Source organism: Glaciecola sp. SC05 (genome assembly GCF_041380235.1).
Lineage (GTDB): Bacteria > Pseudomonadota > Gammaproteobacteria > Enterobacterales > Alteromonadaceae > Glaciecola.
Genome location: NZ_JBGIYY010000026.1, coordinates 15,525 through 41,438, shown reverse-complemented (window position 1 = coordinate 41,438; position 25,914 = coordinate 15,525). Strand labels below are relative to the sequence as shown.

General features: G+C 43.3%; 26 protein-coding genes. 13 read left to right on the top strand and 13 right to left on the bottom strand.

The window, feature by feature from the left end; all coding sequences use genetic code 11:
* Positions 1-21 precede the first annotated feature (21 nt).
* Entirely contained in the window at positions 22-642 is a 621-nt protein-coding gene (locus AB9H30_RS18375; protein WP_371196224.1) for a peptidylprolyl isomerase, read from the top strand.
* A 3-nt stretch (positions 643-645) separates the two neighbouring features.
* On the opposite strand, the gene AB9H30_RS18370 is transcribed toward AB9H30_RS18375, so the two are convergent.
* Positions 646-1,320, bottom strand: a complete 675-nt coding sequence (locus tag AB9H30_RS18370; protein ID WP_371196252.1) for a Crp/Fnr family transcriptional regulator — start codon at positions 1,318-1,320, stop codon at positions 646-648.
* A gap of 100 nt (positions 1,321-1,420) precedes the next feature.
* Between AB9H30_RS18370 and AB9H30_RS18365 the strand changes: the two genes are divergently transcribed.
* The 8 genes from AB9H30_RS18365 (at position 1,421) to AB9H30_RS18330 (ending at position 10,943) form a co-directional block, all read left to right on the top strand.
* A complete protein-coding gene (locus AB9H30_RS18365; RefSeq protein WP_371196223.1) occupies positions 1,421-2,236 on the top strand; it encodes a sterol desaturase family protein in 816 nt (271 codons plus the stop codon).
* Between the two features lie 232 nt (positions 2,237-2,468).
* A complete protein-coding gene (locus tag AB9H30_RS18360; RefSeq protein ID WP_371196221.1) occupies positions 2,469-4,109 on the top strand; it encodes an acetolactate synthase large subunit in 1,641 nt (546 codons plus the stop codon).
* 9 nt (positions 4,110-4,118) lie between these two features.
* On the top strand, positions 4,119-5,549 hold the full coding sequence (locus tag AB9H30_RS18355; protein ID WP_371196220.1) for an aldehyde dehydrogenase family protein: 1,431 nt from the start codon (positions 4,119-4,121) through the stop codon (positions 5,547-5,549).
* Positions 5,550-5,813: 264 nt separating this feature from the next.
* A complete protein-coding gene (locus AB9H30_RS18350; RefSeq protein ID WP_371196218.1) occupies positions 5,814-6,476 on the top strand; it encodes an ABC transporter ATP-binding protein in 663 nt (220 codons plus the stop codon).
* A 22-nt stretch (positions 6,477-6,498) separates the two neighbouring features.
* Entirely contained in the window at positions 6,499-7,500 is a 1,002-nt protein-coding gene (locus AB9H30_RS18345) for an HlyD family efflux transporter periplasmic adaptor subunit (RefSeq protein WP_371196216.1), read from the top strand.
* Positions 7,493-8,491: an HlyD family secretion protein gene (locus AB9H30_RS18340; protein ID WP_371196214.1), complete on the top strand. Its 999-nt coding sequence runs from the start codon at positions 7,493-7,495 to the stop codon at positions 8,489-8,491. Before AB9H30_RS18345 ends, AB9H30_RS18340 begins: the two co-directional genes overlap by 8 nt.
* On the top strand, positions 8,488-9,687 hold the full coding sequence (locus AB9H30_RS18335) for an efflux RND transporter periplasmic adaptor subunit (protein ID WP_371196212.1): 1,200 nt from the start codon (positions 8,488-8,490) through the stop codon (positions 9,685-9,687). Before AB9H30_RS18340 ends, AB9H30_RS18335 begins: the two co-directional genes overlap by 4 nt.
* A gap of 2 nt (positions 9,688-9,689) precedes the next feature.
* The gene (locus tag AB9H30_RS18330; RefSeq protein WP_371196210.1) at positions 9,690-10,943 is read left to right on the top strand and encodes an ABC transporter permease; all 1,254 of its coding nucleotides are present in this window, start codon (positions 9,690-9,692) and stop codon (positions 10,941-10,943) included.
* Positions 10,944-11,015: 72 nt separating this feature from the next.
* On the opposite strand, the gene AB9H30_RS18325 is transcribed toward AB9H30_RS18330, so the two are convergent.
* The 3 genes from AB9H30_RS18325 to efp are packed head-to-tail and all read right to left on the bottom strand — an operon-like array spanning position 11,016 to position 13,248.
* Complete coding sequence (locus AB9H30_RS18325; protein WP_371196208.1) at positions 11,016-11,660, bottom strand: gamma-glutamylcyclotransferase family protein; 645 nt, start codon at positions 11,658-11,660, stop codon at positions 11,016-11,018.
* 25 nt (positions 11,661-11,685) lie between these two features.
* Complete coding sequence (gene epmA / locus AB9H30_RS18320) at positions 11,686-12,672, bottom strand: elongation factor P--(R)-beta-lysine ligase (protein ID WP_371196250.1); 987 nt, start codon at positions 12,670-12,672, stop codon at positions 11,686-11,688.
* Positions 12,673-12,678: 6 nt separating this feature from the next.
* Positions 12,679-13,248 (bottom strand): elongation factor P, encoded by a 570-nt coding sequence (efp, locus tag AB9H30_RS18315; RefSeq protein ID WP_371196206.1) that lies wholly within the window; start codon positions 13,246-13,248, stop codon positions 12,679-12,681.
* A gap of 36 nt (positions 13,249-13,284) precedes the next feature.
* Here efp and epmB point away from each other — a divergent pair, with 36 nt between their 5' ends.
* Positions 13,285-14,319 (top strand): EF-P beta-lysylation protein EpmB, encoded by a 1,035-nt coding sequence (epmB, locus tag AB9H30_RS18310; RefSeq protein WP_371196204.1) that lies wholly within the window; start codon positions 13,285-13,287, stop codon positions 14,317-14,319.
* Here the strand turns inward: epmB and AB9H30_RS18305 are convergent.
* The gene (locus tag AB9H30_RS18305) at positions 14,316-14,489 is read right to left on the bottom strand and encodes a hypothetical protein (protein ID WP_371196202.1); all 174 of its coding nucleotides are present in this window, start codon (positions 14,487-14,489) and stop codon (positions 14,316-14,318) included. The genes epmB and AB9H30_RS18305 overlap by 4 nt on opposite strands.
* A gap of 131 nt (positions 14,490-14,620) precedes the next feature.
* Between AB9H30_RS18305 and AB9H30_RS18300 the strand changes: the two genes are divergently transcribed.
* Entirely contained in the window at positions 14,621-14,935 is a 315-nt protein-coding gene (locus AB9H30_RS18300) for a hypothetical protein (protein WP_371196200.1), read from the top strand.
* Between the two features lie 59 nt (positions 14,936-14,994).
* On the opposite strand, the gene AB9H30_RS18295 is transcribed toward AB9H30_RS18300, so the two are convergent.
* Positions 14,995-15,624: a hypothetical protein gene (locus tag AB9H30_RS18295; RefSeq protein ID WP_371196198.1), complete on the bottom strand. Its 630-nt coding sequence runs from the start codon at positions 15,622-15,624 to the stop codon at positions 14,995-14,997.
* A 381-nt stretch (positions 15,625-16,005) separates the two neighbouring features.
* On the opposite strand from AB9H30_RS18295, the gene AB9H30_RS18290 reads away from it, so the two are divergent.
* The gene (locus tag AB9H30_RS18290) at positions 16,006-17,019 is read left to right on the top strand and encodes an SMP-30/gluconolactonase/LRE family protein (protein ID WP_371196197.1); all 1,014 of its coding nucleotides are present in this window, start codon (positions 16,006-16,008) and stop codon (positions 17,017-17,019) included.
* Positions 17,020-17,078: 59 nt separating this feature from the next.
* Here AB9H30_RS18290 and AB9H30_RS18285 read toward each other — a convergent pair whose 3' ends face one another.
* From AB9H30_RS18285 to nudF, 6 genes are all read right to left on the bottom strand, one after another.
* A complete protein-coding gene (locus tag AB9H30_RS18285) occupies positions 17,079-18,359 on the bottom strand; it encodes a hypothetical protein (protein ID WP_371196195.1) in 1,281 nt (426 codons plus the stop codon).
* Positions 18,360-18,450: 91 nt separating this feature from the next.
* Positions 18,451-19,623 (bottom strand): GGDEF domain-containing protein, encoded by a 1,173-nt coding sequence (locus tag AB9H30_RS18280; protein WP_371196194.1) that lies wholly within the window; start codon positions 19,621-19,623, stop codon positions 18,451-18,453.
* A gap of 89 nt (positions 19,624-19,712) precedes the next feature.
* Positions 19,713-21,605 (bottom strand): DNA topoisomerase IV subunit B, encoded by a 1,893-nt coding sequence (parE, locus tag AB9H30_RS18275; RefSeq protein WP_371196193.1) that lies wholly within the window; start codon positions 21,603-21,605, stop codon positions 19,713-19,715.
* 154 nt (positions 21,606-21,759) lie between these two features.
* Positions 21,760-22,341, bottom strand: a complete 582-nt coding sequence (locus AB9H30_RS18270; RefSeq protein ID WP_371196191.1) for a YqiA/YcfP family alpha/beta fold hydrolase — start codon at positions 22,339-22,341, stop codon at positions 21,760-21,762.
* Positions 22,342-22,375: 34 nt separating this feature from the next.
* Positions 22,376-22,738, bottom strand: a complete 363-nt coding sequence (locus AB9H30_RS18265) for a DUF1249 domain-containing protein (protein WP_371196249.1) — start codon at positions 22,736-22,738, stop codon at positions 22,376-22,378.
* A gap of 81 nt (positions 22,739-22,819) precedes the next feature.
* Entirely contained in the window at positions 22,820-23,434 is a 615-nt protein-coding gene (gene nudF, locus AB9H30_RS18260) for an ADP-ribose diphosphatase (RefSeq protein WP_371196189.1), read from the bottom strand.
* A gap of 203 nt (positions 23,435-23,637) precedes the next feature.
* On the opposite strand from nudF, the gene tolC reads away from it, so the two are divergent.
* Positions 23,638-24,984: an outer membrane channel protein TolC gene (gene tolC / locus AB9H30_RS18255; protein ID WP_371196187.1), complete on the top strand. Its 1,347-nt coding sequence runs from the start codon at positions 23,638-23,640 to the stop codon at positions 24,982-24,984.
* Between the two features lie 66 nt (positions 24,985-25,050).
* On the opposite strand, the gene AB9H30_RS18250 is transcribed toward tolC, so the two are convergent.
* On the bottom strand, positions 25,051-25,854 hold the full coding sequence (locus tag AB9H30_RS18250; protein WP_371196185.1) for an ion transporter: 804 nt from the start codon (positions 25,852-25,854) through the stop codon (positions 25,051-25,053).
* Positions 25,855-25,914: the final 60 nt, after the last annotated feature.

Genomic DNA, 25,914 nt, shown 5'->3' with positions numbered 1-25,914 from the left:
GTTAATACAGGAATCAATTACATGAAGTTAGCAATCATCGGCAGTATTTTATTGCTCATTACTCAACTGACACAAGCTCAGGTGTTTGACCCAAGTAAACAAGCCGGGGCTAAAATTCAAGCTGATAATTTCTACCCGCTCGTAAAGTTTGAAACCAGCATGGGCGATATTGTGCTTGAGCTTAATCGTAAGCGTGCCCCCGTTACGGTGAATAACTTTTTAGAATATGTGAGCTCGAAAGAATACGACAACACGCTATTTCATCGTGTCATTGCAGATTACGTTGTGCAGGGCGGCGGCTATACACCTGAATTTAAGGAGAAAAAACTTAATAAACCTATTATTAACGAATCTGGAAATGGTCTGAAAAATAACTATTATTCAGTTGCGATGGCTCGCCAAGATGACCCACACTCAGCCACGCGCCAGTTTTTCTTCAATATGGATGAAAACGAAAACTTAGACCCAGGCCGTACATGGGGATATACGGTATTTGCCAATGTGACCGAAGGCACTGAGGTATTAGACGCCATGGCACAAGTGGAAACCGAATATCGGCCGCTAATTCGCTTTCAAGATGTGCCCAAAACGCCCATCATATTAATATCGGCTACGATACTGCCAGAGCCGACTTTTGACTAAATATCAGCTATCAGCTCGAAGTATTTTACCTAAGCTTAGCTGTTGCTCTAGCCATACATTAAACTCTGCTTGCTGATGAATAATAACGCCGCCGTATACGGTTTTAACTAAACCGAGTGCACGTAACTTATGCAGCGCTCTATGCGAAGAAAGTACGGTCACCCCGAGTAATTCCGACAAATCTGATTGTTTTAACGATACCTTTCCAGAAGGATCCGCATATTCTTGAAGAATTTTAGCTAGTCGAATATAGGTAGGTAATCGGAGCAAATCGTCCAATCGCTCCAGCGCCAAATGAAGCTTCAGACCCATTGAGCGCAGTAAAAAACTATAAAGCTCAGGATGCGCAGCAGCGCACCTATTAAACTGCGCCAACGACATCTGAATCAGCTGAGTATCCCCTAGCGCCTGTGCATGATGTGTTCTTGGTAAATGATTAAATAAGGTAAATTCGCCAAAAGTGTCGGCTCGCTGCAGTGTCACCGTATGCTGATATTCTCCATCCAATCCAAAGTTGCCAATTTTTATCTGCCCTTTATAAATAATCGATAAACCAAGCTTAAATTCACCTCTGTTTTGGATCGTTTCACCACTTGCATAATCCAAAATTGGCGCAAACTCTGCACAACGGACCATCAACTCGTCTGGTAACTGGGTTTTTTGTTCGATTGTTTGCATCACCTTATTAAAAACACCCTAAATTCACATCAAAAATATAGATGTATATTTTTCAGCCATTATGCACCTGCTACCTTAATGGTGTAAACAGGAGATATATATGCATTATCAATACGCCATCGTCGCAGTTTTTATGTTTTTCGCACTTGCTGAGGCTAGACACAGTAAATTATTTAAAAAACAGCATGAAGTGAAAGACGATGGTATCGTCGAGCTGCTTGGGACGCTTTTGTTGTTCATATTCACACAACCAGTAGTGCTCTTCACTGCGGCAGCTGCGGCTTCATTGCTGGTCCCGCAATATGAAGGAGCGTTAGCCGACACCTCAATTTGGTTGCAATTTCTACTCTTCTTAGTATTTGACGACATGATGCAGTATTGGTGGCATCGCTTAAGTCATAGCTATATACCATTATATAAATTACACCGAGCCCACCATAACGCTAAATATATGAGCATTCGTATCGTTTATCGTAATAACTTTTTCTACTACTTGTGCATGCCTTCACTATGGCTATCGGGTGTACTTATTTATTTGGGTTTAGGCTGGGTATATGCATTCTACTTAGTTGCTAAGCTCACTATTATCATGGGTGCTCACTCAGAGTGGAAATGGGATGCCGCCCTATATAAAATTCCCGCGCTTAACCCGCTGATGTGGATAATTGAACGCACAATATCGACACCATCTACCCATAGTGGCCATCATGGCTTGCGCAAAGATGATCCTGCAACCAACTACAAAGGTAACTACGGCAATATGCTGTTCATTTGGGATATGATGTTTGGTACAGCTAAAATCACCCGCCAATATCCCCACAGCTATGGCGTAGAAGGCATGCGTAAAGCTGAATGGGCCGAGCAGTTATTTTGGCCGCTTATTAAACCAGTAAAACCCATAAAAAAAGATAAATAACCAAGTAGTCATTTATGGCGAGTTGATATGAGTCGCCTGCTTTTGCTGGTACTCTAAAAATAGCCTAATACAATAATTCTAGATTAAGTCTTATATATTGATAAGGCAAACTTGGCTGTCTTTTGTTAGTGTAGTATGTTCAATGAATGGAATAGCGCTTCTCATCTATTACTTTAGATTATATGCAGTAGGTAAAATTTGAAGCGATATAACAGTGAATATAGGAAGACAGATGAAAGCATCCGATTTAATGATCAAAGCTCTTGAAGCTGAAGGTGTAGAGTACATATTCGGTATCCCCGGAGAAGAAAACCTCGACCTACTCGAATCATTACGTAACTCCAACATCAAGCTCATTCTCACGCGTCATGAACAAGGCGCAGGTTTTATGGCGGCGACCTATGGCAGGCTCACTGGTAAGGTTGGCGTATGCTTATCGACTCTGGGCCCTGGTGCAACAAACTTGGTTACGCCTGCGGCTTACGCACAACTGGGCGCGATGCCAATCTTAATGATCACCGGTCAAAAGCCTATTAAAACCAGTAAGCAAGGTCGTTTTCAGGTCATTGATGTTGTAGACATGATGCGTCCAATCACCAAATACACCACACAAGTGGTAAGCGGCGACCGTATCCCATCGGTCGTAAGAGAAGCCTTTAGATTAGCCAGTGAAGAACGTCCGGGCGCCACCCATATTGAACTACCTGAAGATATCGCTGCTGAAAAAACTTCCGCTCCCTTATTAAAAGCTAGCGTCGTACGCCGTCCAATCGCAGAATACAAAGCCATTAATGCCGCTATTGACATGATTCAAAAAGCCAAGTCACCGGTGTTGCTTATTGGCGCAGGCGCCAATCGCAAACTCACGGCCAAAATGCTCGGACAGTTTGTAGACAAAACCGGTATCCCTTTTATCACCACGCAAATGGGTAAAGGCGTTATCAACGAGGGTCATAAGTTATTTATGGGTAACACTGCGCTGTCCTCAGGTGATTTTGTGCATCGCGCCATTGAGAGAGCAGACTTAATCATCAATGTAGGGCACGACGTTGTAGAAAAACCGCCTTTCTTTATGCATGTTGGTGGCCAACAAGTCATGCATATCAACTTTGAAACCGCAGCAGTCGACCCAGTATACTTTCCGCAACTAGAAGTGGTGGGCGATATTGCCAACAGTATTTGGCAAATCAATGAAGCGATTGTGCCGCAAAGTCATTGGAAATTAGATTTTTATGATGATGTCCATGAGGCATACTTTAAGCATCGTTGTGCTGCCGAACTCGACGATCGCTTTCCCATGTTACCTGAACGAGTGGTAAAGGAGGTTCGCTCGGCAATGCCAAAAGACGGCATCGTTACTCTTGATAACGGTGTTTATAAAATTTGGTTTGCACGGAACTACCCTGCATATTTTCCAAACACTTTATTGTTAGACAACGCCCTCGCTACAATGGGCGCAGGCTTGCCCTCGGCGATGGCCGCTAAACTCGTGCATCCTGATAAACCGGTTATCACGGTGTGTGGTGACGGCGGTTTTATGATGAACAGCCAAGAAGTCGAAACTGCGGTAAGACTAAAGCTGCATATTGTAATTATAATTCTGCGCGATGACGCCTATGGCATGATCAAATGGAAGCAAAGCAATATGGGCTTTGATAACTACGGTCTTGATTATCAAAACCCAGACTTTGTGAAATACATTGAAAGCTATGGCGGCAAAGGTTGGAGAGTGTCTGCCGCAGACCAACTCAATCAACAGATCAAAGACTGTTTGGCCGAACCGGCTGTGCACTTAATTGATGTGCCTATCGACTATAGTTTGAATGATGAAACCTTGAATAAAACCATTCGTGAACTCAGCGCTAAGCTTTAAGGAGGCAACATGTTAGCAAAATCTTATCCGTACTATTTAGCGAACAAGGCCGTTTATGCAAACGAAGATCTTGATGTTACTAACAAATACACCCAAGAAGTGGCGACAAAAGTTGCATTAGCCGATGCTAGAGTGATAGATCAAGCCATAGCAGCTGCTGAAAAAGCTCAGCCAGCACTCAATAAAATGGCGCCTTACCAACGTCAGAAAATTCTCGAGCATTGCGTTGAAGGCTTCAAAAAGCGCTTTGACGAACTGGCCTATTCACTTTGTATAGAAGCGGGCAAACCCATTAAAGATGCAAGAGGCGAAGTGACGCGCTTAATCGACACCTTTAAAATCGCAGCTGAAGAATCTGTGCGAATTAACGGTGAGGTAATGAATTTAGAAATCACTGAGCGGGCAAAAGGCTACACTGGTATGTATAAACATGTTCCGATTGGTCCTTGCTCATTTATATCGCCGTTTAACTTTCCATTAAATTTGGCTGCTCATAAGGTGGCACCCGCTATTGCTGCAGGGTGTGCGTTTGTGCTGAAACCTGCTAGCCGCACCCCTATTGGCGCCTTAATTATTGGTGAGATTTTGGCAGAAACCGACTTACCCGAAGGGGCATTTTCAATTTTGCCATGCAGTCGAGATGGTGCTGACCTATTCACTACCGACGACCGCTTCAAACTCTTGAGCTTCACTGGTTCGCCTGACGTGGGCTGGCAGCTGAAAGCCAAAGCTGGGAAAAAACCCGTCATTTTAGAGCTCGGGGGCAATGCTGCCTGTATTGTCGATGCCGACACTGATCTAGAAGATGCCATTACTCGCATTATATTTGGTGCTTACTATCAGTCGGGTCAAAGCTGTATTAGTGTTCAAAGAGTATTAGTACATCAATCTTTGTATGATGAATTTAAGCAGCAGTATGTCGCTAAAGTGAAGGCCTTAGTGCACGGCGACCCACTTGATGAAAACACCTTCATTGGCCCGATGATCTCTGAAGGCGAAGCCAAACGTTTAAAGGGATGGATTGATAACGCGGTGGCCGCAGGCGCGAATATGCTATGCGGCGGTAATTTAGACGGAGCGATGCTAGAAGCCACTGTTTTAGAAAATGTGCCACGAGAATGCGAGGTCAATGCCGATGAAGCCTTTGGCCCTGTCTCGGTGATCAGCGCCTTTGATGATTTTGATGACGCGCTTGCCCGTGTCAATGACAGTCAATTCGGCTTGCAAGCAGGCGTTTTCACTCGTGATATTTACAAAGCACATAAAGCGTGGGATGAGTTAGAGGTGGGCGGCGTTGTAATTGGTGATGTGCCAAGTTGGCGTGTTGATAATATGCCATATGGCGGTGTAAAAGAGTCAGGGTTAGGACGCGAGGGTATTCGTTACGCCATCGCCGATATGACCGAGATCAAACTAATGATTTTGCGCACTCCACAATAGAGTTTCAATAAGTAAATAGGCGAGTGCTTTGCATACTGCGGTTCAGTAGCATTAATAAAAACAAGCTTCTTGCTTGCAACCTTAAAAGGGAACTATCAAGGTTCCCTTTTAAGGTTTTAACATGCAAATGATTTACATAACAAAAGCGTTGCGTAATAAACCATAGCAGGTTTTTTTCATACTAAAGTTAAAAACTAGTCAATAATGCAGTAAGCTAAGCAATTATTACTGCTGCCCTAGACTATTGCGGACACAACAGAAAAAATGATTGAACTCCATTCAATAAAAAAACAGTTCCAAAATGGTGAGGAAATAGTCACAGCCATTGATGGTGTGTCCTTAACTATTCATAAAAATGAATTTGTAGCAATTATGGGTAGCTCTGGCAGCGGAAAGTCTACTCTGATGAATGTGTTGGGTTGCCTCGATACGCCGTCGTCAGGTAAATACGTCTTAGACGCTAAAGATGTTGCCAGCCTAAGCGATGATGAACTCTCTAAAATCAGAAATGAACATATCGGATTTATCTTTCAAACTTTTCATTTGCTGCCAAAGCTCAACGTTATTGAGAACGTTAAATTGCCACTTCGATATTCAAACGTCGAAATAGAAGACGCCAATAATCGTGCTTTAGCCTTAATTGATAGAGTAGGTTTAACACACCGCAAGCATCATCGGCCCAACGAAATGTCCGGTGGGCAACGCCAGCGTGTGGCCATTGCGCGCGCGTTGATTAACCGGCCTAGCGTTATCCTAGCTGATGAGCCCACCGGCAACTTAGACAGCCAAACGTCTAAAGAGATCATGGATTTACTAACGGAGCTCCATATTTCAGGGCAAACCATTGTTATGGTTACTCACGAGGATGACATTGCCGAATACGCCCAACGCACGATTCGTATGAAAGATGGCAAAATAATTAGTTAAGGCAACAATAGGAAAGACATAGATGAATATCATAAGGTCTCAAGTTGACTACACAAAATGTCTTAGCGCTCTCTCGCTGCTGAGTATGTTGTTATTTAACAGCTCCGCAATGGCGAAAAACGACTTGTTATTAACCGGTCAAATAAGTTCATCGACAAAACAAATTGTCAATGCCCCGCAAGGCAGTCGATGGCAATTACAAATTCAATGGATGGAACAAGAAGGTAAAATTGTTGAGCAAGGAAATTCGGTAGTTGTGTTTGATGGCGCAGCAGAACAGGCTGAACTGACTTCAAATGAAGAAAATTTAGATCGCCTCGTGCTTGAGTTAGAGCAGTTAAAAGTCCAACAAGAACAAAAGGTCATCGACGCTCGCGGGCGCCTTACGGTTGCTAAAATGCGCGTTGAAAAAGCAACTATCGAAGCATCGGTGCCAAGCTCACAAGTTGCCGCTCTCGAAAAAGGTCAATTCGAACTAGAGTTGCAGCGCACCATGCTAGAGCAAGTGAAGGCTGAGGAAGCTCTGCAGCGCGCCCTTTACGAACAAAGCGCAGAACTGACTAAAAAAGAAGTAAATATTCTGCAGGTAAAAGAACAAATTAGCTATCTAGAAGGTATTCTCGCAAACCTCAACGTAATTGCCCAAGTTACCGGGCCCGTTAGCTATGCCATCCACCCTTGGTTTGGCACAAAGCTCAGTGCTGGCATGAATGTAAGGGCGAGTTGGAAAGTCCTAGACGTGCAGTCTACCAGTAACTTTCAAATTGAAACGTGGATTCACGAAATTGATGCTGTTGGTTTGGACGAAAACACCGCTGTAGAAATCACGCTTGATGCCTATCCTAACAAAAAATATAGAGGGATCATTAGCAACTTATCGAAACAAAGCGAGCGCAAAGCACTGTGGAGTAAAAGTGCTTATTTCCCCGCAATAGTGACATTTGAGACGGCCCCTGAGGTCAATTTATTACCAGGGATGAGCGTGCGTATTTTAGTCGACAAGGCAGGTGGAAAAAATGTCTAAACTTATTGTTTCGTCAATTATAGCGGCAGCGATTTTATTGACTGCCTGCAGCGATGAAAAGCCTGCGAAAACAGCTGCGAAAAGCGGCAGTGAGGCACTCATCTCGGCACCTGCAGAACTGGTATCTTTGCAAGAAATAGGCATCACGCCTCCCAGTATTCGACGCATGTGGGAATACAAAATAGAATACATTGCGCGAGAAAATACCCTCGTAAAAGCTGGGGATTTGTTAGTTAAGTTTGATGGTGAAAGTTTACGAAACAATCTTGTGAGTCGTCGCAGCGAACTTGATGCTGCCATTAAAGAAAGCGAACAAAAGAAACTCGAAAACGAGGCTACGCTCGAACAATATAACCTCGATTTGGCCGAAGCAAAAAAGGATATGGACATAGCCACACGTAAAGTAGCTATAACTGATGTCTCTCGTTCAGATATCGAGAGGCGCAAGCAGCAAGCCGAACTGCGTATCACTACCGAGTTGCATCAACAGGCCATACAGCGTGTCGCACAACACAAAATTGCGATGCAAATAAATGAACAAGTGCAGCAAGCCCGAATATCCAAAGCTCAATCGAAAGTCGACGAGCTCAATGAGAATATTAAAAAGTTGGAAATAAAAGCGCCCAAGGAAGGCATGGTAGTGCTAGTGCCAAACAGTGATGATGAAAAGCCGGCCATTGGCGATACCGTATTTATGGGAAGCCTATTAATATCTTTACCTGCGCTCGATAAAATTGCAGTGAAGGTGGAATTTGACGAGTCATTTACACCCGATATAGTGCTAGGCAACGCCGTTAGAATCACCTTGGATGCGTTTCCTGAGCGGCCGTTTTCAGGCACAATCTCGGAGCTTGGCAAATCTTACCGGAATAAATCAAGCACTAATCAAAAGATGGTATTTGACGCATGGGTTACCTTAGATGAGCTCGATATGAATATAATGCGCCCAGGTATGAAAGCTACAGTTGATATTATAGAGGAGCTAATATGAAAGCTTCCTTTGCGATGCTCGCTATTGCCTTTTTGCTTCTCGGCTGCGCGCAAGATGAGCAAAGTTCTATTCCGCTTTTTACCGTAACGAAGACTCCATTTTCTATCGAGGTAGCAGGCTTTGGCGAAATCCAAGCTTCGCAATCCCAAAAAATTATGACGCCCGGGCGCAGGCCTATGACTATCTCATGGCTTAAAGATGAGAACTCCATTGTTCAAAAAGGAGATATCATCGCCCGCTTTGACGCACAGCAAATTCTTAAAGACAGCCGCGAGGAAGAGCTTGAACTGATGCTGCTTCAGCAAGATATCGTAAAAAGTAATGCTCAGCAAAACCAAGCCAAACAAGATATCGATTCAGACCAAAGCTTTGTTAAATATGAATTTGACTTTACAGACCGTTTTGCTATCGATGACCTGCGCATATATTCACAATTGGAAATTATCGACACCCTTGCCAATAGAGACTTTTTGGAAGCGAAGGACGACTTCTTAACGTGGAAAGAGACCAGCATCGTAGAGCAACATAACAATGAAATGGCGGTATTAGATATTCGTAAAACCGGTGTCGAAACAAAGTTTAATCAGCATCAACAGGCATTGTCTAGTCTGGAAGTGATTTCGCCTTTTTCCGGCTTGCTTGTATATGAGAAAGATCGCCGAGGAGAAAAACCCGCGATTGGACAAACAGTATTCCCTGGCAGACCCATTGCACAAATCCCTAATCTAGATGACATGCAGGCAGCACTGTTTGTGCAAGCTAACGACGCGATAGATTTAGCGCAAGGACAAGCTGTAGAGATTCGTTTGGATGCATTCCCTGACACCCTATTTAATGGTGAAGTTGTCAATGTTTCAGGATTTCCTAGAAGCATCGAACGGGGCAATCCTGTCACATACTTTGAAATTGTTGTCTCCTTACTTGAACAAGACAAACGGATGATGCAACCGGGTCGAAAGCTGAGTGCCAAAATAGAAGTTAAATCACCCAGTGATAAACTGGTTGTGCCGCTGCAAGCATTGTATTTTGATGATGGAAGCACCTATGTCTATCTAAAGAATGGCAATCGTTTCACTAAGCGTCTGGTGTCCAGTGGGCGAAAGAATTTATACGTGGTGGAAATTACTGAGGGTCTAACAGATGGTGATGTGATTGCCTTAAGTTTGCCTGAGCCAACTCAAGTGCAAGGAAGCTAACAATGACTAAATATTTGGCTCTGTTGCAAAATGCGATAAACGAGTTACTAGCGCAAAAACTCCGTACTTTTTTGACCATGCTGGGGATGATTTTTGGCGTAGGTTCGGTTATCGCCATGCTTAACATCGGTGAAGGGGCAGAGAATGAGGCACTGAAACTTATCGATTCGATGGGTGTAAACAATATCATTGTAAATGCAAAAACCTACGAAAAAGCACAACTATCAGAAATACGTGAAGAAAGCCTCGGTTTGAATATGGGCGATGTGAAAGCTGCCATGGCTACTCTGCCGTTTGTAGAAGGCTACAGCGCGTCGAAAAACGTTGACATATACGATACATACAGTGACTACAACAAAAGCCAAGCACAAACGCTGGGCGTTACGGTAAGCTACTTTTCAAACGCCAATATGCAGTTAGCTGCCGGGCGCTTTTTAAATCAAGATGACGACAACCAACTGGCGCAACTTGCCGTTTTAGGCGCTGACGCTGCAAGAGAACTTTTTCCCGGCGCTGATTTTACGCCAAAAAAAATGCTCGGTGAATACGTAAAGGTCAATCATGTATGGCTTCAGGTTGTTGGCATATTAGAGCCACCTGCTGGTACAAAAAACGAATTCCAAGGCGTGCAAATTGGCGGTGACCGTTATCGTATTTTTGTTCCCTTAAGCGTGAGTGTGCAAAAGTTTGCCAGCGACATCTTAGCCAGTGAACTCGACAGTATTAAGTTAAACATCGCGAAGGGTACAGACCCTGTCGTTGCAGCAAAGGCCATCGATAATTTAATTAAATTACGCCACGGTGGTTTAGATGACTATATGCTGATTATCCCAGCGGCTCTGCTAGAGCAACAAAAGCAGACTCAGCAAATTTTTAACATCGTCATGGCTTGCGTGGCGGGCATCTCTCTGTTGGTCGGCGGGATTGGCATCATGAATATCATGCTTGCTAATGTCATGGAGCGTACTAAAGAAATCGGCTTACTTAGAGCCGTCGGTGCCACTCAAGAGGATATTAGGCAACAATTTTTAGCCGAAAGCTTCGCGATTTCAGTGCTTGGCGGCATGCTAGGAATAGTCTTTGGTTTAGCGCTCTCAGAAATTATTGGGTCATATTCGGGATGGGCGGTAAGCTGGTCGATACCGGCAATATTTTTGTCACTCAGTATCTGCATGATTGTGGGCGTAGGCTTTGGGGTCTTTCCTGCTATAAAAGCGTCTAAACTTAGTCCTATTGATGCATTGCATAGCGACTAAGTGACTAAATGACTATGCAATGCACCATCTTCGGGCAAGTAGCAGCGCTTTTTAAGCTTTGCGTAGCTAAACTTATTTTAGACTTTCAAAGTGATTATCTAGCTTAGCGAGATAATTCTGCCGTTGTTGTTTTGACGTTTTTGCGGCTCTAGGATACTTAGCTTTGTTTACATCCAGATGAATAAGCTCTTTTTGCCAGCCGTAAGTACGAGCTAAAAAAGATGCAATCCCCGCCTCGGGGTCTGCTTCTTCTGCGCCTGCCAAGCAAGTTGCAATATAGCTAAAATTAACAGGATGCTCCCTGTCAGGCTCCACAACTTCTAAGGTTTCACACATATAAATGGGCACTGTGTGTATAGTTTGAATCAGCCCAGGGTGCCCCGTAAAACATTCTAGATTGAAAATATCTTGAGGGTTGACCTGCACAAATCGATAGTCTTGTTCTCGTACCCGCAGCTTAGGGTCAATTTCAGTAGGGATAAGCTGAACGGTGATAGAGGATTGCTTATCTCTAAAGGCACCAACATAGGTTTGCTTTTCTTGGTTTGATCGCGTTACCCAAGCGCGCTGCCAGCCAGAAATTCGCGCTGCTAGAGTAGGCAAATAGATATTGCTATGACGTTCGCGACTGCTTTTTGAGAGTAAACTACCGTAGCCGGCAATAAGTACTTTGTTTTGGGTAGCCTTTATCCAGGTTTCCAAGCTATCTTTTTGCATATCATTACCATCAAAACCCCAGCTTTTAGGCGCGCTGGATATCAAAACTGATCACCTCAGAAATACTCTCACAATCTAATGCCAACATAATCAATCGGTCGATGCCCATAGCGACGCCTGAACAATTGGGTAAGCCAGCCCTTAAGGCATTCATAAACCGAAAGTCAATTGGCTTGGCAGGCTTGCCTAGCTTACTACGCTGCTCATTATCTTGCTCAAATCGCACTGCCTGAATGTTGGGGTCACTGAGTTCCTCAAAACCATTTGCTAGCTCTACACCTTTGTAATAAAACTCAAATCGAAGAGCGGTGTTAGACTCAGGCTCTAGCTTTGCTAATGCTGCTTGAGAGTGTGGGAAATGACTAATGCATACTGGTACATACTGACCAATTCGGGGCTCTATTTCTTGGGAGAACAATACTTGCAGCAAGGCATCAAATAATACCGTGTCTCGATAGCCTTGTTTTACTAGCTGCTCGGCATAATCTGACAAACCCTTTTGCGCTGAAATCGCCAATAGCTCGTCAATTGATGTTGCAAATGGATCTAGCTGCAAGTGATCGACGAATACTTTTTGATAGCTACATTGCTCGATGGTCTTTACACCTAAGACTTCTATCAACAGTTCTCCCACTTCATCAATAAGATTTTGCATAGCGAAGTCCCTTCGATACCACTCTAGCATCGTAAATTCTGGATTATGCAAGGTTCCGACTTCGTCTTCCCTAAAACACTTACAAATCTGAAAAATGTCAGGATAGCCAGCCGCTAGCATTCGCTTCATAGCATACTCAGGCGATGTTTGCAGATATAGAGCCATGGCATCAAAATGGCCGTTGGAGGGGTGTTGTGTTTGCAATGCTTCTAAGTGGACATCAGTGACCGTGCCGGCACTTAAAGCTGGCGTTTCTACTTCAAGTACTTTGCGTGTTGTAAAGAACCTGCGAATAGTTGATAAAATCGCTGCGCGTTTGCGCAGCGTTTCTAATTTGGCAGAGGGTTGCCAATCCATCATGTTTTACTTTTGAGCGCGGGAGGCGTATTCACCACTGCGGGTATCGACTTTTATGATCTCTCCGGTTTGCACAAACAGAGGCACTCGAACCACCGCTCCGGTGCTCAATGTGGCTGGTTTTCCGCCGGTGCCGGCTGTATCGCCCTTTAGACCTGGGTCAGTTTCGACAATCTCAAGCTCAACAAAATTAGGTGGCGTGACCACTATTGGGCTACCATTCCATAGCGTTAGCGTACATTCGTCGTTTTCTACTAACCATTTTACATTGTCACCAATGGCTTTAGCATCAGCTGCTATTTGCTCAAAGGTCTCATTGTTCATAAAATGCCAGAATTCACCGTCGGTATACAAATATGCAAGAGTCGTATCAACTACGTCAGCGCCCTCAACCGTCTCACCAGAGCGGAAGGTTTTTTCTAACACTTTACCCTGAATGAGTTTACGGATGCGAACACGATTAAACGCCTGCCCTTTGCCCGGCTTTACATATTCATTTTCTAGAATAGAACAAGGTTCCCCATCTAGCATGATTTTAAGACCTGCTTTAAACTCGTTAGTACTGAAATTAGCCATTACTTCCTCTGATCCTTACACTGGAAAACCATCAACATGCTGATAATACCTAAAAAAATCATTCCTGTAGAGATGAACTGGCAAAAAGAATTAGCAAAGTCTTTTACAACGCCAGAATCACTGCTTGAATATTTAAGTATTGATGCCCAAAAATATAGCCAACATTTCTCGGCAAGACGCTTATTCTCAATGCGCGTCCCGCGTCCATTTGCCGATTTAATGGCGCCTGGCGACTGGCATGACCCACTTTTACAACAAGTCATTCCGCGCCAGCAAGAGTTTGAAAATCCTCTGGATTTTGTAGAAGACCCGCTGCAAGAGCAAAACAACAGTCTGCCGGGTATTTTGCACAAATATTTAAACCGAGCGTTGTTAATTGTCAAAGGAGGCTGTGCAGTAAACTGTCGCTATTGCTTTAGGCGACATTTTCCCTATCAAGACAACGCCGTAAGTAAACAAAAGTGGTTAGAAGTAATTGACTATATTCGCCAAGATACGGCATTAGACGAGATTATATTTTCAGGCGGCGACCCGCTTATGGCAAAGGACAGTCACCTTGCTTGGCTAGCACAACAGATAAGTAAGATTGAGCACATCAAACGCATTCGAATCCATACTCGACTACCTGTGGTCATCCCGCAGCGCATCAACGATGAATTTCTAGGTTGGTTTGGTGCTCTGCCCCAGCAAAAAATTATTGTGTTACATATCAATCATGGAAATGAGGTCAGCGATGCATTAAAACAAAAGTGTTTGGCACTAAAGCAAGCTGGCATAACCTTGTTGAATCAAGCCGTATTGTTAAATGGCATTAATCACACGAGTGATGCTCAAATTGCGCTAAACAATGCGGTGTTTGAAGCTGGGATCCTGCCTTACTATTTACATATGTTAGACAAAGTCAAAGGAGCCTCTCATTTTGATGTGAGTGAATCCGATGCAAAAATAATGATGGCTGAGCTTATAAAGCGTCAACCGGGCTATTTAGTGCCCAAACTCGTTAGAGAAATTGCAGGACAACCCGGCAAAACGCCGATCGATTTAAAATTGCAGCCTCAAAACTCAGCCTAAGCGTAGGTGTTAATGTTGCCGCCCGAACTACCTGCCGGTGCTGGCGCAGGTGCTGCGGCCTCTAGCAGTTGCAATACTGCCTGCCCTTCTTGTTTCTGCTGGCTGTTTGCCATTTGTGCAGATTTAATTTGAAGAGCAAAAGCTACACCAGATGTACCCTGTATATCCATTGCCTCATCCTATGACTGCTTGTAGCAATCAACTAAAGCAGGCACAATTACCTGCAATATGCTTATCGGCCGCACCACAACAATTTTTAGTTGCGCTTGATAGCAACTCATATGCTCGTATAAAGGATGTTATGAATAAAGTAATCAGCGCGCTAAACGAAAATCTTCAAATTATTTATCGCAAAGCGATTGACGCGGACACTGCCCTTGATGCACTGCAAGCATCCGGCAAGGGTAAGTTTAAAACGATTTTTGGAGATGACACCCCCTTCAATAGTCGCAGCAAGCGCTTTAAAGACTATGTCGAGGAGGTTGCTGGAGACGTAGCTTTATTGCAATCAGACGATAATTCTGACATTGAGTCTCAGAAACAGCACCTGCCTGTTATCGTAAAAAAACTAGGGCTATTACTCGCCACCTTGGAGCAATTTAAAAAAACCTTATAGAGCTCCATATTGGAGCGATAGCCTAGCGGAACACAATTTTTTATATGTTGGTAATTGAATTATCTTTTTCGCTCCGACCAAGCAAACATTAATCCGACCATGACCACCGAAACGAATATGATCATAGTTGGACTGCTAACATCTACCGTGCTTAACTTAGGTTTATCTGGAGCAGTTCCCACCAATAATTCGCGAATTTCAAAGTGATTACCCTGAAACCCCGTAATATCAAAACTCATTTGCTTAACATTCAATACTGGTGTCGAAAAATTCCTAAGATTAATGACATCCCACGAACCTTGTTGCAAATTGTCAAAGGAATCGTGCCAAAGTAGTTGACTGTTCTCTGCTAACAAAGAAACATTCATAGAGCGTACCTGTTGACCAAGATGATGGCGCCAATCATTGAAAAAAGAAATGGAAGTAACATTCACTCCGGTAGTTAACGCGACGTGGATATTAAATACTTGTTGATCTGATAAATCTGCTCCGCTTCTTTGATAAGCAGCAAATCGTGTTGGCGTGTAGCGGTCGGTCACACCATCAAAAAGCTGCACAGCGTTGTAAAACTCCCAGCCTTCAGGTCCTAGCAAACTTAACTCGCTGATATTTTCATTGCTAATAAATTTTGCATGAGCACTAACGCACATAAACATCAAACCAATGAGCAAATAAGCTGATCTGATCATTTTGACTAACCTCACATGAACACCACTAATTCGACAATATATTATGTTTGTACTGTGGCTTAGGTATAAGAAGCGATACTAGNTTGATCTTTGCTGTATGATTTTGCAGCAGTTTGTGCGTGATTTAGACAAAGAAGCGTAATTGCAGTGTAGTCTTCTACATAAAATTACGATGATGCGGTATAAATCATGCACAAGCGCTGCTATCCCCATGCACTTATCTGCCTTTCTAGGAAAAGCCTAAACGCCTAATACGTGATAAGCTGTTCAGAGAGAGTAAGAGCAGATATGATGGCTTATTCAACACGATGTTGAAATTGCACTCAGCGGCAAAGTTTGTACTAGATACTTAGACTGAACGCGCCTAAAGGAAAAATTAATATGCTCCCTAAATTCATTTTCGTTACTTTTTTGATGCTCATGTTACCGCTTAACACTTATTCACTGGAAGCAGATCTGCAGACACCACCGTATATCGAAATATATGATGAGCGAGCCTTAAACGTGCTCGACCCAGAGGCAGTTTTCAACATTTTAGGAGAGGGGTACTCGTGGTCAGAAGGGCCTCTTTGGCTCGCTGAACAAAACATGCTGCTGTTTTCAGATGTCCCACAAAACATCATATATCAGTATAAAGAGAGTGAAGGTGTATCTGTCTACCTGAAACCATCAGGTGCAACTGGAATACACAGTGATGACTCCCAACAAGGCGCCAATGGCTTAGTATTAGATCCCGAAGGAAAATTGCTTATCATGCAGCACGGTGACCGGCGTGTATCAGTTATGGATGCGCCACTTGATGCACCAATGCCAATATACACCTCGGTGGTTTCCCATTATGAAGATAAACGCTTAAATAGTCCTAACGATGGCGTCTTTCACTCTAGTGGCGATCTGTACTTTACCGACCCTCCCTATGGTCTAAGTGGCGGCAGAAATAGCCCGCACAAACAGCTTGCCTTTGATGGCATTTATCGCTTAAGTAAAGCGGGTAAACTGACGCTAGAAGACGATAGCGTGCTTTATCCAAATGGTATTATTTTGAGTAACGATGAATCGAAAGCTTTCGTGGCGGCATCAAACCGCGCTGACGCTAAATGGTATCAATACGATATTGCTGAGGATGGCAGCTTGGCAAATAAACAGGTATTTTATGACGTCTCTGACTTAGTTGGACAAACTAAAGAGCAAGGCTTACCCGACGGCTTTGCAATGCACACTAAAGGATACCTGTTTGCGACCGGACCGGGAGGCGTATTTTTATTTACTGAATCAGGTGAGCTTTTAGCTAAAATTAGAACCGGTAAATCTACAGCAAACTGCGCCCTGTCGGCCGACCAAAAAACATTATTTATGACAGCTCACGACACTTTAATGTCTATCCAACTGAAGTGAACCGGTACATCGATATGAACCTTGAAGCCTTATGTGACTGCAATTTACTGCAGCGGTGTTCACTGAAGTTGTGACACCGGCAAGGCGGCAATTCTGCGATTTATTAATTCAAGAGTTTGCTGATAAGCAGGGCTATCTACCGCTTGATATTTATCGGTAAATTCCTTTGCGTCTAAGCCTTCGTCTAGGTCGAGTAAACTGGGAAAAAACAAAGTTTCTTGCGGCGCCTGAGCCATAATCCCTTGGACATGTTCAGCAAATAGAGGGTCTACAGCCAATGCAGCAAAATGCGCACCGGATAAATCGGCGGCCAAATCCGTAAAGCTATATCCAGAGCCACCCGCACCGCGGTCCATTAGCTCCTTGAACTCGCCCACAGCAATACTGAAACCTTGCTCAGACAGTAATTTGATAGCGGCAGAGTAAATAAAATGCAGACTTAAGTCTTCTCTACCACCTAACACCGCAGCGTGAGAGCTGGTCGGCATATCTGCTACGGCAATACTTAACTCTCCTACTAAGCGTGAAAATCGATAATTCCCAGCATATATTGCAAGCGCCATAATCGCGGCTTCGTTTTGAAGGGCGGCATCTTTAGGCTCTAGCTGTTTTGATGCTTCTTGCATAAGCTTTGACAAATAATATGCCAGTGAAGTGTTCGATTGCACTTGTTGACTGCGCGGTAAGCTATCTAAAAATTGCAGATAATGAACAATTTGTCGATTTACCAACTGAGTACGCTGATCTTCAGGGGCCCCTTTCACTTCTTTTAAGGCTTCTAGCAGATTCTCCGATGGCGCTAAATCTAATAATATGCGTTGCTCTGAAATATCGACTTTGCTGATCCATTCAATAGCGCTAGTCGCAACTTTCGACTGTGTATGACGATTGACCAAATATTCAGCTATGGCCAATGACCAATCTCCGGGAATCGAAACACTGCCAATTTGCACCTTATCGACCAATAAACCTTGCGCTGACAAAAACCTGACTTCTACATTCACATATAAATCTGTGGTGATTCTGCCTAAAAAATAACTTATTTGTAAAGATGCCGAATCAGTTGCGAACGCAACATCTACTTGCGCTTGGCCTCTAGCTCGCTGCAAAAATCCTGCAAGACTATGCGCCTGTGCAGGGTTGATGCTGATTTGATGAGGGTCTTTACGCTCGCGAATGATCAGCCGTGCCTGCTCTAACAGCGCATTAATACTGTCGGCTTTGTCAACCTGTTCACTCGAAGATACCTGCACTTTGGCGGAAGTATCTAAAAGTAAAACCGTTAGTAATAAGCCAACGGTAACCACAATTAAGGCTAAATAGGTAAGTGTTTTTCGCATTCGTTAAATAGAGGTTTTTAGCTGCACTAAATGGTGACCGATGATAGCACTAAACAAAAGTATCTGTCTGCATCCATGGGCTTTAAGCGCATTAGGTTAAGTAGCTGAGATTATCTTCTTTGTCATGCAAGCAGATTTGATTTCGGCCCTGTTTCTTTGCTCGATACATTGCGCTGTCAGCTTGATTAATAAAAGCAGTATATTTCGGCGACTTATTAACACCACACGACGCCAAACCAATACTCAAGGTTACACGAGATACACCGCTAACATTTGTAGCGTCGTGAGCAATCTCTTGTTGCTGTAATTTGTTTACCAAACTATGGCATAAGGCCATCGCACTATGCACATTCGTATCAGGGAGGATCACGGCAAATTCTTCGCCGCCGTATCTAGCAACAAAATCAGACTGACGTGAAAACACCTGCTTGATCAACTGTGCCACAATGATTAAACATTCATCACCCAGCACATGTCCATATTGATCGTTGTATTGTTTAAAGCAGTCTATATCAATCATGATTAAGGCTAAGGGAAGATCTTGCCGATTGGCTCGACTAATTTCTGAAATGAGGGTTTCATTGAAATAACCTCGGTTATACAAACCCGTAAGCGCATCGCGCTGGGTTAGTTTTTGTAGCGCCAGCTCCACTGCTTTGCGTTTTTTAATTTCAATTTGATTTTCTATATTTAACGAAATAGACCGCATAAAAGCTTGGTTAATTGATCTCGTTAGCGTAATTATGACCAAACCATATAAAAGCGTGCCTATGCCTAGCACAATTCCGCTTCGCCCCCCGCCGATGATTATGTATAGACTTGGTACAACAAATATTGGCAAAAAAAAGCAAATAATGCTTCGAAAACTAGTGATAAAAGAAACCATCGCACCAGCACTGAGCACAACAATAAACAACACCAAGGATACTAAATACTCAGGAATACCAATTGGAAACAAGGTAATCAAACCAGCCGCATAGGTGCAACCGGTGGTAAATCGCATAGCAACAATGATGTTTGACCAATATCGAGGGGACTTAGTGGTCTTGTATTTAGCGTAAAAAACGCTTAACGGCCAGAGCGCCAATAACACCACAAAAAACACCGAATACCAAATAGCGATTGACGAAAAGTCTGCTACTGGGTACAACCAAAGCACAATAATACTTGCAGCGAGAATGCTGCCAATGATTTCAATCTTAGTTTGCCGAAAAACAATATCGTTCGCTTTTGACTGCGTTTGCACACGCACATCTGTCATCATTACTTTGATCTTTCAGCCATTTAAGGCCGGCCTATGATAGGGCGGCATAAATTTAAGATAGTAAGGAGTGTACAACAGTATCTGCTGCATTACTCCACAACGACTAAGTTACCTTTACTTTCTAGCCACGCTTTGCGGTCAGGAGAGCGCTTTTTAGCAAGCAACATATCCATCATTTCAAGCATATTTTCACTGTCGTAGCTAGTTAACTGCACCAACCTTCTTGTATTGGGGTCCATGGTTGTCTCTCGCAACTGCAGAGGATTCATTTCACCAAGACCTTTAAAGCGTTGCACATTCACTTTGCCGCGTTTTTTTTCTGCTTCGATACGGTCTAGTATCCCTTGTCTTTCAGACTCATCTAAAGCGTAAAACACTTCTTTACCAACGTCTATCCTGAAAAGCGGCGGCATTGCCACATAAACATGGCCTTGATCAACTAAGGTTCTGAAATGTTTAACAAACAGAGCGCAAAGCAAGGTGGCTATATGTAAACCATCCGAATCTGCGTCTGCGAGGATGCAGATTTTGCCATAGCGTAGGCCACTCAAATCATCAGAATCAGGGTCAATACCTAAAGCAACTGAGATATCATGGATTTCTTGCGAAGCTAATACTTGTGATGAATCAACTTCCCAACTATTCAGAATTTTACCGCGCAGCGGCATAATAGCCTGAAACTCTCTATCTCTCGCCTGTTTTGCAGAACCACCGGCCGAATCACCTTCCACCAAAAAGAGCTCTGATCGTGCATTGTCTTGTGTAGAGCAGTCGGTAAGTTTTCCCGGCAGTGCAGGACCTTGAGTGACCTTTTTGCGCGCTACTTTTTTACTGGCTTTTAAGCGTTTTTGAGCATTGTTGATGCACATTTCAGCAAGTAGATCGGCCACGTCTGTGTGCTGATTTAGCCATAAGCTAAACGCATCTTTTACCACACCTGAAACAAATGCTGATGCTTGGCGAGAAGAAAGTCGTTCTTTTGTTTGTCCTGCAAACTGCGGGTCGTGCATTTTAGTCGATAAAATATAACAACACCTATCCCAGATATCTTCGGCAGTAATCTTAATACCCCGAGGCAGTAAATTCCTAAATTCACAAAACTCACGCATCGCGTCTAGTAGGCCCTGACGCAGTCCATTGACATGTGTACCGCCCTGCGCGGTAGGGATCAAGTTAACGTAGCTTTCAGTGATCATATCACCGCCGTCCGGCAACCACATCAATGCCCAATCTGCGGCCTCACCATTACCAGAGTATTGCCCAACAAAAGGTGCATCATAAGGTAATGTTTCGTAGTCTTTGACTGCCTGATATAAATAATCACGCAGACCATCTTCGTAAAACCACTCATGACTTTCTTTACTAACTTTGTCTTCAAAGCGAATACGCAAACCCGGACATAACACGGCTTTAGCTCTTAGTACATGAAGTAACTTTGTCACCGAGAATTTTGCGGTATCGAAATAACTAGGGTCTGGCCAAAAGCGCACGCGAGTACCCGTATTACGCTTACCGCAAGTATCGACGACTTCTAACTCCTCAAGCTTATCTCCATTGGCAAAGGCGATTTGATGCACTTCTCCGCCACGCCTAACCGATACTTCAACTCGCGTAGATAAAGCATTTACGACCGACAAGCCGACGCCGTGCAAACCGCCAGAATACTCATAATTTTTGTTAGAAAATTTTCCGCCAGCATGTAGCTTGGTCATAATTAGTTCGACACCCGATATTTTCTCTTCTGGGTGGATATCTACCGGCATGCCGCGACCATCATCGATGACTTCGAGTGACTGATCCTCATAAAGCACAACTTTAATACTGGTAGCATGGCCGGCGAGAGCCTCATCGACGCTGTTGTCGATGACTTCTTGGCTAAGATGATTTGGACGGGTTGTGTCGGTATACATACCCGGGCGGCGTTTTACCGGCTCCAATCCATTTAGTACTTCGATGGCATCTGAATTGTATTGATTGCTCATAAGTTAGCGCTTTCGTTGTTATTCTTAGTATGGACCGTCCATTACTTTTTAGATCTTTTTGAACGGCTTGCGGTAATTTTTACGTGCTAATCAAGCATAGTAGCAAGGGCACTGAGCGCAAGCAATATGACAAATTTGCATGAACAAAAATTAGTTAACGTAAAAACTCAAAAATCTGGGGTAAATGCTTATCATAGTCAATAAAACTATGATTGCCGCCCTGCTCTATTGTCATGTCAGCGCCCTTATACTTAGCCTCGGCTAATCGGTAGTCGAGTGTCTCATCAGCGGTTTGGAGCAATACTTTGTAGGACTGAATATGCTCAAGCTTTTGCACCTCGAGGGAGCGCAATATTCCAATCGCATCATGAGTGATCGTAAAGCGTTCTTGGCTATACGGATTAATATGCTCACCTATAAAATCATTCAGCAACTTATGCGGAGTGACTGCAGGGTTAACCAGAACTGCTTTTGCGCCCTGTTTATTCGCATACTTTTCGACAAAATAAGTGGATAGGAAGCCGCCCATCGAACTGCCAATAAAACGAAGCGGTCTTTCGGGCAGAGTTGCAACTATCGATTCAATCATACTAATCGCTTTAACAATATCGCCAGAAAGCTGCGGGACATGCATATTGAGTGCGGGATAACAGCGCCGCACAAACGCCAAGGTTTGTTGTGCCTTTACAGAGTGTGGTGAACTTAAAAAGCCATGCAAATAAATCACATGCTGCATAGGTATATGCTCCTCAATGCAATGAGCCTAGGGTCTAATTATAAGAACTTGATGCAATTTGTTGAGTCAAACAAAAGTGTAGCCACTCCGCCAAAAATACATTGACCAAAAACTTTTCATTACGCTGGTGCATACTCAAATTCGGATATTCATAAACAGGTTTTAATTGGGAGGTACGCTGAGCTTCTAATACTTCAGCCACTCTGGCATCGTGGTAAAGGCGCACAACCATACTTGGCCGTAAAAAAGCAGGCGTGCTGCTGTCTACCTGCGCGATTTTTAAGGTGCTGGTGTAGCGAGTCGAATCTAGAATAGTAATTTTATAAGTTAACTTTGATGTAATGCTAAACGCATAGGTTAAATCCTCACTATCACAGTCTGGCAATAGCTTTAACATGCACACATAGTTGCTCTCACAGATGGCGAGAATACTCGGTAAATGCGGGACATAACGTCGTTTCAACTTCTACTCCATTTATTATTCGGCGTCCCAGCGTGCAAATAATTCATCCTTGTTCATAAAAAACCATTGTAGCGCAATAATCGCGGCTGCGTTGTCAATTTTGCCTATTTTGAGCCACTCTCTCGCTTGGGTTTCGCTGACTCTAAGCACTTTAATATCTTCAGATTCATAATCTAAGCCATGAATGCCATGTGCGGTCGAAGCATCTACCTGTGCCATGTATATGTGCAGTCTTTCAGTCGTGCCGCCTGGACTCGACAAATAGCTAAGCGCCTTAGTAAGGTTTTGCAATACAACGCCAGCCTCTTCAAAGGCTTCTCGTTTACACACCTCAACTTCCTGCTCACCTTCTTCAATAATGCCAGCAACAATCTCTATCATCCAAGGGTCGTTTGATGTTGCCATCGCAGGAAAGCGAAACTGTTCTATGAGTACGAATTCTTGCAAGCTTCGATCATAAGCCAATACTGCTACCGCATGCCCTCGTTCAAACACTTCCCTAACCACCACATCACTTTGGTTACCGTCGTATTTCTTGTGGGTAAACGAATACTTTATCATTTTGAAAAAGCCCTCAAACACATTTTCTTTTTTGATTATGGTGACATCTTTATTGCTAAATTCTGACATTGAAAACTGATCCTTTGCTAAAGGTGATTATTGTAGGGTGTTGCGCTACACTTTTATAACAGAAACTTAATCTATGTATTTATCACATTCTGTTACACTTACGTCGTAAATATTACAAGCAATTGATATTACAAATCGCTTAAATACACTACACTTATCGCAACATATTGTTATATTGAACTCATTTAGTAGGGCGCTTGCCAATGAAAAAAACGATTCTCACTCTTTTTATAGGATTTGCTGTATCTGGCACTGCATTTGCCGATGATTTAATGGATGTATACAACTTAGCAGCAGACAACGATCCCATCATTAATCGCGCGCAAGCGCAAAAAGAGTCAGCATATTCAGCCATTGAAGTAAGTCGCGCAAATCTATTACCTCAGCTTTCAGGCAGTGTTAGTTATTCTGATAGCAGCAGCCAACGTTTTCAACCGGGTTTTGGAGTATTTGATATTGACAATACTTCTCTTAGCTACGGTATCGACCTAAACATGTCGCTGTATGACCATGCAAATTGGCTTGGTTTAGACCGAGCAGAATTACTGGCACAGCAAAGTGATGCAAGTTTGGGCGCCACACTTCAAGGCTTAATGCAGCGTACAGTAGCGGCATACCTATCTATTTTAAGAGAACAAGATAACGTAGAATTTGTAAAAGCCGAACTACGTGCCATCGAACGCCAGCTAGAACAAACAAAACAACGCTTCGAAGTCGGGCTAACTGCGATTACCGATGTGCATGAAGCGCAGGCGAATTTTGACAACACCGTAGCCCGCCAAATTCGAGCTGAAAATTTAGTCGAATTAAGACTTGAAGAGTTACGTGAGATTACCGGTAAATATCATGATAGGTTATTTGTGCTCGATACCGAACGTTTCAGTGCGGTATCACCAGCACCTGACTCCGCTAGCGCATGGTTAGATATTGCTAAAGAGTCAAACCTGAATTTACTGGCACAACGATTTGCCAAAGATATTGCAAAAGAAGATATCAACTTGGCCCGAGCAGGACACTTCCCAACATTGGGCTTGCGGGGTTCTTACGGTATTGACGATAGTGAAAATACAATTAATGGAACAACCAATAAGCTGCCATCACTAGACAGTCAAAGCATTAGTATCAATTTAAATGTTCCTATTTATCAAGGCGGTTCAGTTGCTGCTCGCAGTGATATTGCTCGCTCTGATTATGTCGTTGCCAGTGAAAACTTAGAGCTTACTTATCGACAAACTGTCCGCACAGTGCGCAGTTCGTTTAATGATGTGAAGGCTTCAATTTCTACCATAAGAGCATTAGAGCAATCAGTGGTATCAGCAGAAAGCGCATTACAAGCCACTGAAGCAGGTTTTGACGTAGGTACCCGTACCATAGTCGATGTGCTTAATAGCACTCGTAATCTGTTTGATGCTCGTCGCAACCTAGCCGATGCAAGATATACCTTTGTTATTTCTATTATCAATTTAAAACAAGCGGCAGGGACACTGACTGTTGACGATTTGATGGCAATTAATCAGGCGCTAAAACCTGCTCCTACAGAGCAATCTTAAGCGCTATATAAACCGAAAAAGGCGCTGTGGTTTTCATAACGACAGCGCCTTTTTTATATCACTTTGCTAGCGCTTGTTTTTTGCTTGCTGCTGAATATCGCTTAATTGCGCGCTAAGACTAGCGATTTGATTCTGAATATCCGCTAACGATGGCTGACCTTTGTTGCGCTCTTTGCTGTGCTCTTCTTCCATGACCCCAACAACAATGCCAATGACCATATTTAAGAACGCGAAAGCGGTAAAGAATATGAAGGTCATATAGAATATCCAGCTCATAGGATATACCTCCATAGTTTCATACTGGATATCAGTCCAATCCTCGAACGTCATTACCCTAAAGAGGGTGAGCATCGAAATTGCTATATTGCCCCACAGTACAGGGTTGATGTCGCTAAATATGAAAGAACCTATCGCTGCATAGATATAAAAGATAATAAACATCAGCAATACCACATAACCTAATCGAGGCAGCGCGGTTAACAGCGAGTTTATTAAGATCCGCAATTCAGGAACAATAGATATCATCCTTAACACTCGGAATATCCGAATCAAACGGGCCAATAGAGCCATTTCAGACTCATCAATTGGGATGAGGCTTATAACCACAACAATAGTATCGAAGAGATTCCACGCTGATTTGAAAAAATCTTTCTTTTTATCCTCTGTGATAAATCTGATCAAAATTTCTATCAAAAAGAATAGCGTTATAAAAACATCAAGATATTGAGTGACGAGCAACGCACTTGGAGGCAAATCGTAGGTTTTAGCCCCAATTTCAAGAGCCGAAATAATAATCACGGCAATAACAAAGAACTCAAAGCTTTTATTGTTTCGAAGGCGAACGAGCGCCGCATGCATATTTTCAAACATCAATTTTTACCGAGTTAGACAAAAATGGCCTGCTATAAAAGCAGGCCAAAATATTATTAC

What these genes read in the sequence shown, in the direction of transcription:
- AB9H30_RS18335 (WP_371196212.1), top strand. Translation starts at nt 8,488, where the DNA reads ATGAAAGCTTCCTTTGCGATGCTCGCTATTGCCTTTTTGCTTCTCGGC.
- nudF (WP_371196189.1), bottom strand. Translation starts at nt 23,434, where the DNA reads ATGTCAGAATTTAGCAATAAAGATGTCACCATAATCAAAAAAGAAAAT.
- AB9H30_RS18350 (WP_371196218.1), top strand. Translation starts at nt 5,814, where the DNA reads ATGATTGAACTCCATTCAATAAAAAAACAGTTCCAAAATGGTGAGGAA.
- AB9H30_RS18365 (WP_371196223.1), top strand. Translation starts at nt 1,421, where the DNA reads ATGCATTATCAATACGCCATCGTCGCAGTTTTTATGTTTTTCGCACTT.
- AB9H30_RS18295 (WP_371196198.1), bottom strand. Translation starts at nt 15,624, where the DNA reads ATGATCAGATCAGCTTATTTGCTCATTGGTTTGATGTTTATGTGCGTT.
- AB9H30_RS18330 (WP_371196210.1), top strand. Translation starts at nt 9,690, where the DNA reads ATGACTAAATATTTGGCTCTGTTGCAAAATGCGATAAACGAGTTACTA.
- efp (WP_371196206.1), bottom strand. Translation starts at nt 13,248, where the DNA reads ATGGCTAATTTCAGTACTAACGAGTTTAAAGCAGGTCTTAAAATCATG.
- AB9H30_RS18325 (WP_371196208.1), bottom strand. Translation starts at nt 11,660, where the DNA reads ATGCAAAAAGATAGCTTGGAAACCTGGATAAAGGCTACCCAAAACAAA.
- epmA (WP_371196250.1), bottom strand. Translation starts at nt 12,672, where the DNA reads ATGGATTGGCAACCCTCTGCCAAATTAGAAACGCTGCGCAAACGCGCA.
- AB9H30_RS18370 (WP_371196252.1), bottom strand. Translation starts at nt 1,320, where the DNA reads ATGCAAACAATCGAACAAAAAACCCAGTTACCAGACGAGTTGATGGTC.
- AB9H30_RS18305 (WP_371196202.1), bottom strand. Translation starts at nt 14,489, where the DNA reads ATGGATATACAGGGTACATCTGGTGTAGCTTTTGCTCTTCAAATTAAA.
- AB9H30_RS18285 (WP_371196195.1), bottom strand. Translation starts at nt 18,359, where the DNA reads ATGCGAAAAACACTTACCTATTTAGCCTTAATTGTGGTTACCGTTGGC.
- AB9H30_RS18345 (WP_371196216.1), top strand. Translation starts at nt 6,499, where the DNA reads ATGAATATCATAAGGTCTCAAGTTGACTACACAAAATGTCTTAGCGCT.
- AB9H30_RS18375 (WP_371196224.1), top strand. Translation starts at nt 22, where the DNA reads ATGAAGTTAGCAATCATCGGCAGTATTTTATTGCTCATTACTCAACTG.
- AB9H30_RS18250 (WP_371196185.1), bottom strand. Translation starts at nt 25,854, where the DNA reads ATGTTTGAAAATATGCATGCGGCGCTCGTTCGCCTTCGAAACAATAAA.
- AB9H30_RS18360 (WP_371196221.1), top strand. Translation starts at nt 2,469, where the DNA reads ATGAAAGCATCCGATTTAATGATCAAAGCTCTTGAAGCTGAAGGTGTA.
- parE (WP_371196193.1), bottom strand. Translation starts at nt 21,605, where the DNA reads ATGAGCAATCAATACAATTCAGATGCCATCGAAGTACTAAATGGATTG.
- AB9H30_RS18300 (WP_371196200.1), top strand. Translation starts at nt 14,621, where the DNA reads ATGAATAAAGTAATCAGCGCGCTAAACGAAAATCTTCAAATTATTTAT.
- AB9H30_RS18270 (WP_371196191.1), bottom strand. Translation starts at nt 22,341, where the DNA reads ATGCAGCATGTGATTTATTTGCATGGCTTTTTAAGTTCACCACACTCT.
- AB9H30_RS18355 (WP_371196220.1), top strand. Translation starts at nt 4,119, where the DNA reads ATGTTAGCAAAATCTTATCCGTACTATTTAGCGAACAAGGCCGTTTAT.
- AB9H30_RS18290 (WP_371196197.1), top strand. Translation starts at nt 16,006, where the DNA reads ATGCTCCCTAAATTCATTTTCGTTACTTTTTTGATGCTCATGTTACCG.
- AB9H30_RS18280 (WP_371196194.1), bottom strand. Translation starts at nt 19,623, where the DNA reads ATGATGACAGATGTGCGTGTGCAAACGCAGTCAAAAGCGAACGATATT.
- AB9H30_RS18265 (WP_371196249.1), bottom strand. Translation starts at nt 22,738, where the DNA reads ATGTTAAAGCTATTGCCAGACTGTGATAGTGAGGATTTAACCTATGCG.
- epmB (WP_371196204.1), top strand. Translation starts at nt 13,285, where the DNA reads ATGCTGATAATACCTAAAAAAATCATTCCTGTAGAGATGAACTGGCAA.
- tolC (WP_371196187.1), top strand. Translation starts at nt 23,638, where the DNA reads ATGAAAAAAACGATTCTCACTCTTTTTATAGGATTTGCTGTATCTGGC.
- AB9H30_RS18340 (WP_371196214.1), top strand. Translation starts at nt 7,493, where the DNA reads ATGTCTAAACTTATTGTTTCGTCAATTATAGCGGCAGCGATTTTATTG.